Source organism: Streptomyces sp. NPDC091209 (assembly GCF_044757755.1).
GTDB lineage: Bacteria > Actinomycetota > Actinomycetes > Streptomycetales > Streptomycetaceae > Streptomyces.
Genome location: NZ_JBIVVR010000017.1, coordinates 60840 through 76228, shown reverse-complemented (window position 1 = coordinate 76228; position 15389 = coordinate 60840). Strand labels below are relative to the sequence as shown.

Annotated in this window: 11 protein-coding genes; 9 read left to right on the top strand and 2 right to left on the bottom strand. The window is 69.3% G+C overall.

From position 1 onward, the window contains the following. Positions 1-72: 72 nt before the first annotated feature. On the bottom strand, positions 73-981 hold the full coding sequence (locus ACIQRL_RS35765; RefSeq protein WP_401339478.1) for an AraC family transcriptional regulator: 909 nt from the start codon (positions 979-981) through the stop codon (positions 73-75). A gap of 146 nt (positions 982-1127) precedes the next feature. On the opposite strand from ACIQRL_RS35765, the gene tkt reads away from it, so the two are divergent. The 9 genes from tkt (at position 1128) to ACIQRL_RS35720 (ending at position 14491) form a co-directional block, all read left to right on the top strand. Further along, complete coding sequence (tkt, locus tag ACIQRL_RS35760; RefSeq protein WP_401339476.1) at positions 1128-3203, top strand: transketolase; 2076 nt, start codon at positions 1128-1130, stop codon at positions 3201-3203. A 19-nt stretch (positions 3204-3222) separates the two neighbouring features. Beyond that, positions 3223-4392: a transaldolase gene (gene tal, locus ACIQRL_RS35755; RefSeq protein ID WP_401339473.1), complete on the top strand. Its 1170-nt coding sequence runs from the start codon at positions 3223-3225 to the stop codon at positions 4390-4392. After that, positions 4389-6047 carry a glucose-6-phosphate dehydrogenase gene (gene zwf, locus ACIQRL_RS35750; protein ID WP_401339472.1) on the top strand — a complete coding sequence of 553 codons (1659 nt, stop codon included), beginning with the start codon at positions 4389-4391 and terminating at the stop codon, positions 6045-6047. Before tal ends, zwf begins: the two co-directional genes overlap by 4 nt. Then, complete coding sequence (opcA, locus tag ACIQRL_RS35745; protein WP_401339470.1) at positions 6044-6979, top strand: glucose-6-phosphate dehydrogenase assembly protein OpcA; 936 nt, start codon at positions 6044-6046, stop codon at positions 6977-6979. Before zwf ends, opcA begins: the two co-directional genes overlap by 4 nt. Beyond that, complete coding sequence (gene pgi / locus ACIQRL_RS35740; RefSeq protein ID WP_401339468.1) at positions 6972-8618, top strand: glucose-6-phosphate isomerase; 1647 nt, start codon at positions 6972-6974, stop codon at positions 8616-8618. Before opcA ends, pgi begins: the two co-directional genes overlap by 8 nt. A 6-nt stretch (positions 8619-8624) precedes the next feature. After that, positions 8625-9503 (top strand): phosphogluconate dehydrogenase (NAD(+)-dependent, decarboxylating), encoded by an 879-nt coding sequence (gene gnd, locus ACIQRL_RS35735; RefSeq protein ID WP_401339466.1) that lies wholly within the window; start codon positions 8625-8627, stop codon positions 9501-9503. Positions 9504-9511: 8 nt separating this feature from the next. Then, the gene (locus ACIQRL_RS35730) at positions 9512-10123 is read left to right on the top strand and encodes a histidine phosphatase family protein (RefSeq protein ID WP_401339464.1); all 612 of its coding nucleotides are present in this window, start codon (positions 9512-9514) and stop codon (positions 10121-10123) included. Between the two features lie 348 nt (positions 10124-10471). After that, complete coding sequence (locus tag ACIQRL_RS35725) at positions 10472-11137, top strand: TetR/AcrR family transcriptional regulator (RefSeq protein WP_401339461.1); 666 nt, start codon at positions 10472-10474, stop codon at positions 11135-11137. Positions 11138-11791: 654 nt separating this feature from the next. After that, on the top strand, positions 11792-14491 hold the full coding sequence (locus ACIQRL_RS35720; protein WP_401339458.1) for an alpha-L-rhamnosidase C-terminal domain-containing protein: 2700 nt from the start codon (positions 11792-11794) through the stop codon (positions 14489-14491). Between the two features lie 444 nt (positions 14492-14935). On the opposite strand, the gene ACIQRL_RS35715 is transcribed toward ACIQRL_RS35720, so the two are convergent. Continuing rightward, entirely contained in the window at positions 14936-15373 is a 438-nt protein-coding gene (locus ACIQRL_RS35715; RefSeq protein ID WP_401339456.1) for a PPOX class F420-dependent oxidoreductase, read from the bottom strand. Positions 15374-15389: the final 16 nt, after the last annotated feature.

Below are 15389 nucleotides of genomic sequence, written 5' to 3'. Positions count from 1 at the left end.
CGGCACCGGGCGGCGGTGAGCCCCCGGCCGTACGGCCGGCTGAGCGGGGCGGACCCACGAGGTCCGCCCCGCTCAGCGCAGTTCGGCCCGGAAGACTATCGGGGTCGCCCCCGTGTGCTGGTGGAAGAACTTCGAGAAGTTGGCCGCGTCCGGGAAGCCGACGGCGACTCCGATGCGCCCGATCGGCATGTCCGTGTGGGCGAGGAGCCGTTTGGCCTCCAGGACGACCCGCTTGTCGATGAACCCCTTGGGTGTCTCGCCGGTGGCGGCGCGGACCGCGCGGACCAGGGTGCGGCGCGAGTATCCGAGCGTGTCCGCGTAGGCGCTGACACTGTGGTTGACGGCGAAGTCCTTCTCGACCGCGTCCCGGAAGCGGGTGAAGGTGGTGTCCGTGTGCTCGCGGGCCGCCTCGGCGGAGCTCGCCGCGAGATGGGCGAGGCGCAGCAGGAACGCGGTGAGCGAGTGCCGCAGCACCGAGGTGTGCAGGCTGAGCGGCAGCGTGGTCGTGTCGACGTACTCGCGCTCCAGCTGGGTCAGCGAGTGCTCCAGGGCGGCCAGCCGGGCGGAGTCGGGGCGCAGCAGCGGGGGCAGGTCGTAGCGGTAGAGGCCGGTCGCCTCGACGGTGGCGCGGGGAAGGAAGCCGGGCTGCATGGTGAGCACGGTGCCGCGGTAGCGGTCGGTGCTGGAGAAGCGGTGCACCTGACCGGGCCGGATCCACAGGATGTCGCCCGCGTCCGCCTCGTACTCGGCGAAGTCGATCATGTGCCGGACAGGACCATCGTGGAAGAGCATCACGACGTGGAAGTCGATGCGGTGCACGCGTTCCAGCGAGGCGTCCGCGTGCCAGGTGCGGCCGGTCCCCATCGCTCCGACCTGCATGCCCACACCGGACAGGCTCAGATCGGCCGGGAACGGAAACGTCCTGATCCCGTCCTGGCCGCCTGAACGCCCGGCGCCGCCTTGGGTGGTTCTGTCTGTCATGTCCTTCTCGCGTCGGCTCGCCACGACTCTTCGTGTCCCACTTTCACCGAAGGCTGACACACGGGCACCTTCCCCAGCAAAAGTCTGACTTTTAGGTTTGAACACAAAGACCTGGTCACCGCCCATTCCGTGAGGACTTCTTGAAGATGAGTACGCAGAGCTCTGACCGCTTCACCTGGACCGAGCTCGACCGCCGCGCCGTCGACACCGCCCGCGTTCTGGCCGCCGACGCCGTCCAGAAGGTCGGCAACGGTCACCCCGGCACGGCGATGAGCCTGGCCCCGGCGGCATACACGCTCTTTCAGAAGGTGATGCGTCACGACCCGGCCGATCCGGAGTGGACCGGCCGCGACCGCTTCGTCCTCTCCCCCGGCCACACCTCGCTGACCCTCTACACCCAGCTCTTCCTGTCGGGTTATGAAATCGGCCTCGACGATCTGAAGGCGTTCCGCACCCACGGGTCCAAGACGCCGGGTCACCCCGAGTACGGCCACACCGCGGGCGTGGAGACGACGACAGGGCCGCTCGGCCAGGGCGCCGCCAACGCGGTGGGCATGGCCATGGCCGCCCGCTACGAGCGCGGCCTCTTCGATCCCGAGGCCCCCGAGGGCGAGTCCCCCTTCGACCACACCGTCTGGGCGATCGTCTCCGACGGCGACCTGGAGGAGGGCATCTCCGCCGAGGCGTCCTCGCTCGCCGGCCATCAGAAGCTCGGCAACCTCGTCTTCCTCTACGACGACAACCACATCTCCATCGAGGGCGACACGGCGACGGCCTTCTCCGAGGACGTACTCAAGCGCTACGAGGCGTACGGCTGGCATGTGCAGCGGATCGAGCCCTCGTCCGAAGGCGACATCGACGTCCACGCCCTGTACACGGCGCTCAAGGCGGCGCAGGCCGAGACCGGACGCCCCTCCATCATCGCGATGCGCACGATCATCGCCTGGCCCGCACCCAACGCGCGGAACACCGAGGCCTCGCACGGCTCGGCGCTGGGTGCCGAGGAGATCGCCGCCACCAAGCGGATCCTGGGCTTCGACCCGGAGCGGACCTTCCAGGTCGACGCGGAGGTGCTGGCCCACGCGCGCCAGGCTCTCGACCGGGGCGCCGAGGCGCACGCAGCCTGGGACAAGCGGATCGGCGCCTGGCGCACCGAGCGGCCCGAGAACGCGAAGCTCTTCGACCGGATCGTCGCGGGCCAGCTCCCCGAGGGCTGGGAGAGCGCGCTGCCGGTGTTCGAGGAGGGCACGTCCGTCGCCACCCGCGCCGCCTCCGGCCAGGTCCTCCAGGCGCTCGGCGCCGTGCTCCCCGAACTGTGGGGCGGCTCCGCCGACCTGGCCGGCTCGAACAACACCACGATCGACAAGACCAGCTCGTTCCTCCCGAAGGGCAACCCGCTGCCGGAGGCCGACCCGTACGGCCGCACGATCCACTTCGGCATCCGCGAGCACTCCATGGCCGCGGAGATGAACGGCATCGCGCTGCACGGCAACACCCGTATCTACGGCGGCACCTTCCTGGTGTTCTCCGACTACATGCGCAACGCCGTCCGTCTCTCCGCCCTGATGCAGCTCCCGGTGACGTACGTCTGGACGCACGACTCGATCGGCCTCGGCGAGGACGGCCCCACCCACCAGCCCGTCGAGCACCTCGCCTCGCTGCGCGCCATCCCCGGCCTGAACATCGTCCGCCCGGCCGACGCCAACGAGACGGCCATCGCCTGGCGCGAGATCCTCAAGCGGCACGCCACGAACCCGGCCCCGCACGGTCTGGCCCTCACCCGTCAGGGCGTGCCGACCTACCCGGCCAACCCCGACGCGGCGCGCGGCGGTTACGTCCTGCGGGACTCCTCCACGGGAACCCCGGAGGTCCTCCTGATCGCGACCGGCTCCGAGGTCCGGCTCGCCGTCGCGGCGCGCGAGCTGCTGGAGGCCGAAGGGGTGGGCACCCGCGTGGTGTCGATGCCGTCCGTCGAGTGGTTCGAGGAGCAGTCCCCGGAGTACCGGGCAAGCGTCCTTCCGCCGTCCGTGAAGGCCCGCGTGGCGGTCGAGGCCGGAATCGGCCTGACCTGGTACCGGTACGTCGGTGACGCGGGGCGCATCGTCTCGCTGGAGCGCTTCGGCGCCTCGGCCGACGCCGGGACCCTGTTCGCCGAGTTCGGCTTCACTCCTGACCACGTGGCCGCCGCCGCGCGGGAATCTCTTACCGCAGTCCGCGGTTGATCCGATCGCACAAAGGAAGATGATCACTGTGACCGAAGCAGCCGCTCCCGCGGTAACCCTGAAGCGCCTCTCCGACGAAGGCGTCTCCATCTGGCTCGACGACCTGTCCCGCAAGCGGATCGAGTCCGGCAACCTGGCCGAACTCGTCGCCACGCGGCACGTGGTGGGCGTGACCACCAACCCGTCCATCTTCCAGGCCGCCATCGGCTCCGGCGAGGGGTACGAGCGGCAGCTCGCCGACCTGGCCCTGCGCGGAGTGACGGTCGACGAGGCCGTCCGCATGATGACGACCGCCGACGTGCGGGCCGCCGCGGACATCCTGCGCCCGGTGTTCGAGGCGACCGACGGCCGTGACGGCCGCGTCTCCATCGAGGTCGACCCCCGGCTCGCCCACCACACCGCCGCGACGATCGCCGAGGCCCGGCAGCTCGCCTGGCTGGTCGACCGCCCGAACGTGATGATCAAGATCCCGGCGACGAAGGCCGGACTCCCGGCGATCACCGAGGTCATCGGCCTCGGCATCAGCGTCAACGTCACGCTGATCTTCTCCCTGGAGCGCTACCGCGAGGTCATCGACGCCTACCTCGCGGGCCTGGAGCGGGCGCTGGCCGCGGGCATCGACCTCGCCGGCATCCATTCCGTCGCCTCCTTCTTCGTCTCCCGGGTCGACAGCGAGATCGACAAGCGGCTCGCGAAGGCCGGCACCGACGAGGCCCTCGCGCTCAAGGGCAGGGCGGCGCTCGCCAACGCCCGACTGGCCTACGAGGCGTACGAGAACGTGTTCGGCTCCGCCGACGGCTCGGCGGAGGGCGTCGCCCGCTGGACGGCCCTCGCCTCCTCCGGCGCCCAGAAGCAGCGCCCCCTGTGGGCCTCGACGGGCGTCAAGGACCCCGCGTACAAGGACACCCTGTACGTCGACGAACTGGTCGCGCCGGGCACGGTCAACACCATGCCGGAGGGGACGCTGAACGCCACCGCCGACCACGGCGACATCCACGGTGACGCGGTGACCGGCGGCTACGACCGGGCCCGTGCCGATCTGGCCGCGGTCGAGGCGCTCGGGATCTCCTACGACGAGGTCGTGGGACAACTGGAGGACGAAGGGGTCTCGAAGTTCGAGGCGGCCTGGGAAGATCTTCTCGACGCGGTGGCGACCTCGCTGCGCGGCAAGGGAGTTGAGGGGGAATGACCAAGGGTGAGGCGCTTTCCGACGGCAACCCGCAGGGTGCGGCCACCGCGCCGCAGGGATCTGGTGACCCGGCCGTGGAACCGGGTGGCCTGACCCCCGAGGCCCTCGCCGAGGCGCTCGGCGTCCCGGCCGCGAACTGGGACAACCCGCTGCGCGACCCGCGCGACCGCCGGCTGCCCCGGATCGCGGGACCCTCCGGTCTGGTCATCTTCGGCGTCACCGGTGACCTGTCCCGCAAGAAGCTGATGCCGGCCGTGTACGACCTCGCCAACCGCGGTCTGCTGCCGCCTGGCTTCTCGCTCCTCGGGTTCGCCCGTCGCGAGTGGGAGGACCAGGACTTCGCGCAGGTGGTGCACGATTCGGTGCGCGAACACGCGCGGACCGAGTTCCGCGAAGAGGTCTGGCAGCAGCTCGCCGAGGGCATGCGGTTCATCCCGGGCGACTTCGACGACGATGCGGCGTTCAAGCAACTGCGCTCCTCCGTCGATGAGTTGGACGCGTCCCGGGGCACCAGCGGCAACTACGCCTTCTACCTCTCCGTACCGCCGAAGTTCTTCCCCAAGGTCGTCCAGCAGCTCAAGAAGCACGGCCTGGCCGACGCTCCGGAGGGTTCCTGGCGGCGCGCGGTCATCGAGAAGCCCTTCGGCCGCGACCTGGCGAGCGCGCGCGAGCTGAACCGGATCGTGCACGACGTGTTCGACCCGGACCAGGTGTTCCGGATCGACCACTACCTCGGCAAGGAGACCGTCCAGAACATTCTGGCGCTCCGCTTCGCCAACCAGATGTACGAGCCCGTCTGGAACCGGTCGTACGTCGACCACGTCCAGATCACGATGGCCGAGGACATCGGAATCGGCGGCCGGGCCGGTTACTACGACGGCATCGGCTCCGCCCGGGACGTGATCCAGAATCACCTCCTCCAGCTCATGGCGCTGACCGCCATGGAGGAACCGGCCGCCTTCGACGCCGAGTCGCTGCTCGCCGAGAAGCTCAAGGTCCTCAAGGCGGTGAAGCTGCCGGAGAACCTGGGCGAGCACACCGTGCGCGGCCAGTACGCGGCCGGCTGGCAGGGCGGCGGGAAGGTGCGCGGCTACCTGCAGGAGGACGGCATCGACCCCCGGTCGACGACCGACACCTACGCGGCCGTCAAACTCCAGGTGGACAACCGCCGTTGGGCGGGCGTCCCGTTCTATCTCAGGACCGGCAAACGGCTCGGCCGACGGGTCACGGAGATCGCGGTGGTCTTCCAGCGCGCCCCGCACTCCCCGTTCGACTCCACCGCCACAGAGGAACTCGGCGCGAACGCGATCGTCATCCGCGTCCAGCCCGACGAGGGCATGACGGTGCGCTTCGGATCGAAGGTGCCGGGTACCTCGATGGAGATCCGGGACGTCACCATGGACTTCGCGTACGGCGAGTCGTTCACCGAGTCCAGCCCGGAGGCGTACGAGCGGCTGATCCTGGATGTCCTGCTCGGCGACGCCAATCTCTTCCCCCGTCACCAGGAGGTGGAAGAGTCCTGGAAGATCCTCGACCCGATCGAGGGGTACTGGGACGCGCACGGCAAGCCCGCGCAGTACCCCTCGGGCGGTTGGGGCCCGAAGGAAGCCGACGAGATGCTCGCACGAGATGGACGGAGCTGGCGCAGGCCATGAAGATCGACCTGACCGACACCACGGCAAGCAAGATCAACAAGGCACTCGTACGGGGGCGCCGTGCCATCGGCACCCCGGCCGTGGGCATGGTCCTGACGATGGTCATCGTCACCGACGAGGAGAACGCGTACGACGCGATCAAGGCGGCCGAGGAGGCCTCCCGCGAACACCCCTCGCGCACCCTGGTGGTCATCAGGCGCGTGGCCCGCAGCCCGCGTGACCGCACCAACTCCCGTCTGGACGCCGAGGTGCGCGTCGGTTCCGACGCGGGCACCGGCGAGACGGTCGTCCTGCGGACGTACGGCGACGTGTCCGACCACGCCGACTCGGTGGTCCTGCCGCTGCTGCTGCCGGACGCCCCGGTCGTCGTCTGGTGGCCGGTGGACGCGCCCGACACCCCGGTCAAGGACCCGCTGGGCGCCCTCGCGCAGCGCCGGATCACCGACATGTACGCCGTCGAGACCCCGCTCCAGGCGCTGGACGCCCGCGCCGCCTCCTACGCGCCGGGCGACACCGACCTGGCGTGGACCCGGCTCACACCGTGGCGCTCGATGCTGGCGGCGGCCCTCGACCAGGCCCGTACGAAGGTGATCTCGGCGACCGTCGAGAGCGAGGCGCAGAACCCGAGCGCCGAACTGCTGGCCCGCTGGCTGGAGGCCCGCCTCAAGGTCAAGGCCGAGCGCGTCGTCACCGCCGGCCCCGTGGTGACCGCCGTCCGGCTCGGCACCGACAACGGCGAGATCGTGATCGACCGCCCCGAAGGCCCGCTGGCGACCCTGTCCCTGCCCGGCCAGCCCTCCCGCACCCTCGCGCTGAAGGTGCGCTCCACCTCCGAGCTGATCGCCGAGGAACTGCGCCGCCTCGACGCGGACGAGATGTACGCCATCGCCCTGCGCGGCGAGGCCACCGAGGAGACCCCCCGTCATGTCTGACTACCCCAAGCCCACCCGGCGTCCGGAGTGGGTGGCCCTGGAGGACCACCGCGCGACCGCGCTGCTCCACCCGCGACTGCGTGACCTGTTCGCCGCCGACCCGGCCCGCGCCGAGCGCTATGCCGTACAGGTCGGTGACCTGCGGATCGACTACTCCAAGCACCTGATCACCGACGAGACCCTGGCGCTGCTCCAGGAACTGGCCGCCGCCACCGATGTGTTCGGGCTGCGGGACGCGATGTTCCGGGGCGAGAAGATCAACGTGACCGAGGACCGGGCGGTGCTGCACACCGCGCTGCGGGCGCCGCGGGACGCGGTCGTGGAGGTCGACGGGGAGAACGTGGTGCCGGCCGTGCACGCCGTGCTCGACCGGATGGCGGGCTTCGCCGAGCGGGTCCGCTCGGGCGAGTGGACCGGGCACACCGGCAAGCGCATCAAGAACGTCGTCAACATCGGTATCGGCGGCTCGGACCTCGGTCCGGCGATGGCGTACGAGGTACTGCGCTCGTTCACCGACCGCTCGCTGACCGTGCGGTTCGTGTCGAACGTGGACGGCGCGGACCTGCACGAGGCCGTGCGGGACCTGGACCCGGCGGAGACGCTGTTCATCGTCGCCTCGAAGACGTTCACCACGATCGAGACGATCAGCAACGCCACCTCCGCGCGCGCCTGGCTGCTGGCCGGGCTCGGCGAGGAGAAGGCGGTGGCGCGGCACTTCGTGGCGCTGTCGACGAACGCCGAGAAGGTCTCCGGCTTCGGGATCGACACCGCCAACATGTTCGAGTTCTGGGACTGGGTCGGCGGCCGCTACTCCTACGACTCGGCGATCGGCCTCTCGCTGATGATCGCGATCGGCCCGGACCGCTTCCGCGAGATGCTCGACGGCTTCCATCTCGTCGACCAGCACTTCCGCACGGCCCCCGCCGAGGCCAACGCGCCTCTTCTGCTGGGTCTGTTGGGTGTCTGGTACGGCAACTTCCACGACGCGCAGTCGCACGCCGTGCTGCCGTACTCGCACTACCTGTCGAAGTTCACGGCCTATCTCCAGCAGCTCGACATGGAGTCCAACGGCAAGTCCGTGGACCGTGACGGGCATCCGGTCGAGTGGCAGACAGGACCGGTGGTGTGGGGCACGCCCGGCACCAACGGCCAGCACGCGTACTACCAGTTGATCCACCAGGGCACGAAGCTGATCCCCGCCGACTTCATCGGCTTCGTCAACCCGGTCGGCGAACTGAGCGACGAACTGGCGGCGCAGCACGACCTGTTGATGGCGAACTTCTTCGCGCAGACGCAGGCGCTGGCCTTCGGCAAGACCCCGGACGAGGTACGCGCCGAGGGAGTGCCCGAGGAACTGGTGCCGCACAAGACGTTCGAGGGCAACCACCCCACGACCACGATCCTCGCGGCCGAACTCACCCCGTCCGTCCTCGGCCAGCTGATCGCCCTCTACGAGCACAAGGTGTTCGTCCAGGGCGCGATCTGGAACATCGACTCCTTCGACCAGTGGGGCGTCGAGCTCGGCAAGGTGCTCGCCAAGCGCGTCGAGCCCGCCCTGACCGAGGGCGCGGACGTACCCGGCCTCGACCCCTCCACGGCCGCTCTGGTGGCCGCCTACCGCACTCTGCGAAAGAAGTGAACTGACATGCAGCTCGGACTCATCGGTCTCGGCAAGATGGGTGGCAACATGCGCGAGCGGATACGCCGCGCGGGGCACACCGTCATCGGCTACGACCGCAACCCGGACCTCGCCGACGTGCACAGCCTCACCGAACTCGTGGGCAAGCTCGAAGGCCCTCGCGTGGTCTGGGTGATGGTGCCGGCCGGCGCCGCCACCCAGTCCGTCATCGACGAACTCGGCGACCTGCTGGAGGCCGGCGACACGGTCGTCGACGGCGGCAACTCCCGCTGGACGGACGACGAGAAGCACGCCGAGGAGCTGGCGGCCAAGGGCATCGGCTTCGTCGACGCGGGTGTCTCGGGCGGTGTGTGGGGCCTGCAGAACGGCTACGCCCTGATGGTCGGCGGCGACGCCGAGAACATCGAGAAGGTCCGGCCGGTCTTCGACGCGCTCAAGCCCGAGGGCGACTTCGGCTTCGTGCACGCCGGGAAGGTGGGCGCGGGCCACTTCTCCAAGATGGTCCACAACGGCATCGAGTACGCCATGATGCAGGCGTACGCCGAGGGCTGGGAGCTCCTGGAGAAGGTCGACTCCGTCACCGATGTACGTGAGGTGTTCCGCTCCTGGCAGGAGGGCACCGTCATCCGCTCCTGGTTGCTCGACCTCGCCGTCAACGCCCTGGACGGCGACGAGCACCTGGACAAGCTGCGCGGCCACGCGGACGACTCCGGCGAGGGCCGCTGGACCGTCGAGGCGGCCATCGACAACGCCGTTCCGCTGCCCGCCATCACGGCGTCCCTCTTCGCGCGTTTCGCGTCCCGGCAGGACGACTCGCCGCAGATGAAGATGATCGCGGCGCTGCGCAACCAGTTCGGCGGCCACGCCGTCGAGTCGGCGAAGTAGGCCGGACCATGGGCGATCTCATCCTGGTCCGCCACGGAGAGACCGAGTGGACCCTGACGGGACAGCACACCAGCTGGACCGATCTTCCGCTCACCGGGCACGGCGAGGAGCAGGCCAAGTCCCTTGCGCCGTTCTTCGCCGGGCACTCCTTCGCCCAGGTCCTCACCAGTCCCCTGGGCCGCGCGGTCCGGACGGCCGAACTCGCGGGTCTGTCCGGCGCGCGGATCGACCCCGATCTGCACGAGTGGGACTACGGCGGCTACGAGGGGGTCACCACCATCGCCATCCACCGGGCCCGGCCCGACTGGGTCCTGTGGAACGACGGAGTGCCGCCCGGCCCGGACGGCCACCCCGGCGAGTCGCCCCGCGAGGTGGGGGTGCGCGCCGACCGGGTGCTCTCCCGGGTGGACGCCGCGCTCTGCAACCACCCCGGTGACGTGGTGCTGGTGGCGCACGCACACTTCCTGCGTGTCCTCACGGCCCGCCGGCTGGGGCTGCCGCCCGAGTCGGGGCGGCTGTTCCAGCTCTCGACCGGTACCGTCAGCCGGCTCTCCACCGAGCACGGCGATCCGGTGATCGCCACGTGGAACGAACCGGGAACTTCCGTCGCGGTCCACTAGGTTCTACCGTGCTGTGGAAGCCGAAGAGGTTTCCGGTCCGTGGAGCCGAAAGGGTTTCCGGCCCGCGGAAGCCGAAGAGGTATCCGGTCCGCCCGCTCGACACCTCCGGTGGGGCGGGCCGGCCGACCCGGTGGCCGGGGCTCCGGCGCGTCCGAGGACGCCGGGTCGTCGCAGTGGTTCGCGAGTGTCGCCGCCAGACGGCCGGCCGCCGCGCGAAAGCGCCGGACGGCCCCGGTCACGTCGCCGGTGGCGAGGACGACGCGCGGAGGGGGAACCTGGACGATCCCCCGTCGGCCCGCCCTGCTTCTACAATCGCGGGCACCGACCGTCCCGCCCGAAGGAACCCCGATGACCAGTGCCGAAGAGCCGGCACGACCTGGCGGGCGCATCCCTGACGCCGCCCGCACCAAGGCCGAGATTCTCGACGTGGCGACCCAGGAGTTCTCCCGCGCCGGTTTCGGCGGCGCCCGGGTCGACGAGATCGCCGCCCGCACCAGCACCACGAAGCGGATGATCTACTACTACTTCGGCGGCAAGGAGCAGCTCTTCACGGCGGTCCTGGAGCGCGCCTACTCGGTGATCCGGCACGCCGAACAGGAACTGGACGTCGAACATCTGGACCCGGTCGCGGCCATCCGCCGGCTCGCCGAGCTGACCTTCGACCACCATGAGGCACACCCCGACTTCATCCGCCTGGTGACCATCGAGAACATCCACGAGGCCGAACACATCGTCACCTCGGAGGAGTTGGGCAGCATCGGCTCGCCCGCGCTCGACGTGATCGGCCGGATCCTGGCGACCGGCCGGAAGTCGGGTCTGTTCACCGCCGAGGTCGACGCCGTGGACCTGCACGCGATGATCAGCGCCTTCTGCTTCTTCCGGGTCTCGAACCGCCATACGTTCGGCGCCCTGTTCGGCCGCGATCTGATCGCGCCCGACCAGCGGGAGCACTATCGCACGATGCTCGGCGACATGGTCATCGCCTATCTGACCGCCGACCGCACGGCGGACTGAGCACGGGAAGATCCTTCGGTGGCACCCATGCGACACCCCGGAAACGTGGGCGCACGGTCCCCGCCCACCCGCTGACCATTCGGGTGAACCGGTAGGGCTTGGTCAGGTCCGTAGCGGTGTGGACATGTCGCGGTGGCAGGTGGGGCAGGCGCCGGTCCAGAGGGGGCAGGAACAGCCGCCGGTCGACCGCCGCCGAGGCGGTGAAGCCGGACGCCGGCCTGGCAGGATCCTTGCGCGCTAACGGCTCGAACACCTCCGCCGCGAACGCCTCCGGCTCACGACGCGCCACAGCAATCTCGTCCGGAGTCGCGCACCCTCCGCCCGGGCCTGGACGGGCTGGAGGATCTGGGCGGACAGGGCCCGCACAACGACGGATCACCGAGGCCGAACGCCCGAGGAGCGTCGGCCTGATCCAGCAGCACCCACCCGTCCCGAGGACCTCCTCGGCCCGCCGGCAGGCCTGGTCGACACGACAAGGCCTGCGCTATGGGTTGACGTACTCACAGCTCCTGCATAACTTGCGTCTTGCAGAATTGAATTGAATCGTTTCAAACATTGCGAGCCGTCATCCACCCGCCCTGGCCTGCGCATTCCTCGGCGGAGCATCGTCGCGTCCGGATCATCAAGGGAAGCACCCGCAACCTCGGAGTACGCATGATCATTTACGGCAGAAGGCATCCACCCCGCAGACGCAGCTCGGCCGGCGCGGCCATCTCGCTGGGCCTCGCCCTCGTCCTCGCCATGCTCGCCCAGCCGATGGCACCGTCCGCCACAGCAGCGACGCCTGCTCTCCTCTCCGCAGGGCACGCAGCCCGCTCCAAGGCGCCCCGGGTCCCCAGTGACTGGCGCGAGTACGTCCAGACTCCGAAGCGTTCCGATGTGTGCCCGGTGTCCGTGGTCAGCACGTCAGGCGCTGTCGAAGGCGCCCGGAACCTTCTGTGCGGCGGGTCGGGCGGAGCGACGCTGACCTACGTGGACGGCGGAGAAGCACCGACCATCCTTCTCGACTATGCCCAAGAGGTAGGCGGTCTGCCCTACTTCAACGTCTCCGCCAAGTCCGGGTCCCCGGCACTGAAGGCCGCGTACAGCGAGGGCCTGCAGTACATGAGCCCGTCCGGTGACGGGTCGCCACCCTGGGCCGACGGCGACAGTTCTCGGTCCGACACCTACCAGGTCTCCGGGCCGGGCACGATCACCAACCGCTCCGCGCAGGGAGGCGAGCGGTACCAGCAGATCACGCTCTCCGCGCCAGGCCGCCTGACACTGAGCAAGGTCGGAATCAACTACATCGCCGACCGCACCCAGGCAGACGGGTACGGGGGCCACTTCCTCTCCAGTTCGGACGAGCTGAACAAGATCTGGTACGCCGGTGCCTACACCTTGCAGACCGATCTCGTTCCGGCCAACTCCCTTCCCGGGTCCTGGTCCGTCCAGGACGGCGCTCTGAATGCCGGCGGTTCGAAGATCAATGACGGTGCCGGGGTCCTGAATCGTGGAGCCTCCTGGAGCGACTACACGACGACCTTCCGGACGAAGATTCTCCACAACCAGGCCGGGTGGATGGTCCGCGCGCAGAACTCCCAGAACGGCTACCTGTTCATTCTCGACGACAGCACCGACACCGGCGGTGCCCCGAATACGCTGCAGAAGTTCAACGTCCATGACGGGGCCTACACCAGCCTCGGCTCCGTGGCACTGCCCTCCCCCATGGACGAGGGGACCTGGCACACAGTGGCCACCACGGCGTCCGGAACCGGCATGACGATCTCGCTGGACGGCAGGCAGATCGACCGCGTCGACACGTCGGCCCTGCCCTCCGGCGCCGTCGCCGATCCCGCTGGGACCATAGGGTTTCGCGAGTTCGGCGACGAGAAGGCGGCCTTCAAGGACCTCACTGTCGTCAGCGGTACAGGCACGACGCTCTACAGCACCCCTCTGACCACTCCCACCGCGCTCGCCGACTTCACTCCACCGGGGTCCAACGCGCTGGCGTCGGTCCTCGACGGAGCCAGGCGCGACCGTGCGATCTGGAGCGGCGACATCCTGGTCGAGGGCCTCACCGACTACTACTCCGTGAACAACCCCGAGTACATCAAGCAGTCCCTGAACCTGCTGGGCAGCCGGCAGCTTTCCAGCGGGTTCGTTCCCGGTGCCCTTCACCCGGCGACCGTTCCGCACCTCGGACCGCTCACCCCGGGCGACACGACCACCTACTCGGCCACGTACTCCATGTACTTCGTCGCGGGCCTGGCGAGCTACTACCTTCACACCGGCGACAAGGATTTCGTCGCCGAGCAATGGCCCGTCGTCAAGCGTGAGCTCGCCTGGAACGCGACGCGGCTCGACGGGAACGGCTTGTTCTCGACCAGAGCCGGAGTCGACGGCGCGGACTGGAACTTCTACGACAGTGACAAGGGCGGCGAGGTCTCCGCCTACAACATCCTTTACTACAAGACGCTGCTTGACGGTGCGGCACTGGCGACCGCCGCGGGAGAGGCCTCACAAGCCGCTGCCTACAGGGCGGACGCCGAGGCGCTGAAGACGCGGATCAACGAGCGTCTCTACGACTCGACGAGCGGCCTCTACAAGATCAGTGACACCCAGTCAGGGGTCGCTCAGGACGCCAACGCCCTGGCCGTTCTGTACGGAGTCGCGCCGTCCTCGAAGCACGAGGAGATCCTGGCCAAGCTCAAGTCGGCCCTGTGGAGCTCCCCTTACGGACCGCTCCCCTTCTCTTCCGACGCAGGCAACAAAGACCTGGTCAGCCCCTTCATCAGCGGGTTCGAACTCCAGGCACGCCTGGCGGCCGGCGACACAGCGAACGCGCAGGAGCTCTTGCACGATGTGTGGGGTCACATGATCGCTCCGGGCCCGAACCGCACCGGGACCATGTGGGAGAACATATCCGGCCGCGACGGGACACCTGGTCTGGGGTCGGGGACGAGCCTGTCCCACGGGTGGTCCACAGCCCCGACATCCGCATTGTCGAGCTACGTCCTGGGCGTACGTCCGGATACGGCGGGATACACGAGCTGGACAGTCCAGCCCCACCCCGGAGACCTCACCTGGACGCGGGGAAGTGTTCCTACCCCGCGCGGCGACATCGACGTCCGCTGGACTGCCGGGACTGGCACTGATCGGTTCACTCTGACCGTCCATGCCCCCAAGGCCACCAGTGGCACCATCGCGATCCCGGTCTCCGGCCGGTCCCACACCGTCGCCGTCAACGGCAAGGTGGTGTGGCGCCACGGGACCTTCACCGCTGCGACCGGAGTCACGGGCGGCCACTTCGAATCCGGCTACGTCTACCTGAAAGTGAAGCAGCACGGCAGCTACAAGGTCACCTCACAGTAATAGGGCTTGGTTGGTCAGGTCGGTTGCGGTGACGCGCGTCCTGTCGGTCCGGTGTGGCGCCGAGGGTGTGCGACTCCGGACGAGATCGCCGTGCTGCGTGGCGAGTTGGAGAGGATCGCGGCGGAGGCGTTCGAGCCGTTCGCGCGCAAGGACCGGGAAGCCGGTGGGACACCGGCTTCCCGGTCCGAGCGGAACAACCGCACTCTGTGGGGCATTTGGCACACCGCCACGCCGGACCCGACGATCACCGGCCCCCGAAAGGCCCGCGTCTGCGGCACCCTTGAGTCGTGACTCCGCGCACCCCGGCCGAATTCAGGGACGGCCGGTGTGCGCGGAGCCCTCGCCGACCACCGTCGCCGGGGCACCGGGCATGCCGACCGACCGGCGGACCGGCGCGTCACGGCTCCGGCTCCGGCTCCGGCTCCGGCTCCGGGGGATCTCGTATCAGCGTCCGGGGATCCCGTACGCCCGCTCCACGCGCAGCCGCAGCACGAGCCGACCGTCGCGGACCATGGCGGCACGGTATTCGTCCCAGTCGGGGTGCTCGCCGAGGACGTCCCGGTAGACCCGGATGAGCTCCTCGACGGTGTCGTCGTGCGGATCCCCGGCGACGGGCGTCAGCTCGGCCGTGCCCTCGACCACCGTGTACGCCCACCGGTCCGCGCTGGTCACGTGGTACGAGGCCCGCGGGTCCCGGCGCAGGTTGCGGGTCTTGGCGCGGTCGTCGGTGAGCGACACACGGATGACCCCCTCGTCGGGGTAGTAGTGGTGGCTGACGTTCGAGAGCTGGGGCCGGCCGTCCTTCTTGAGGGTGACGAGCACCCCGCCCTTGTACTCGCCGAGCAGCTTGAGCAGTGCGTCCTGGGTCGCTTCCTCAGTCATATCGACGTCAACGCTC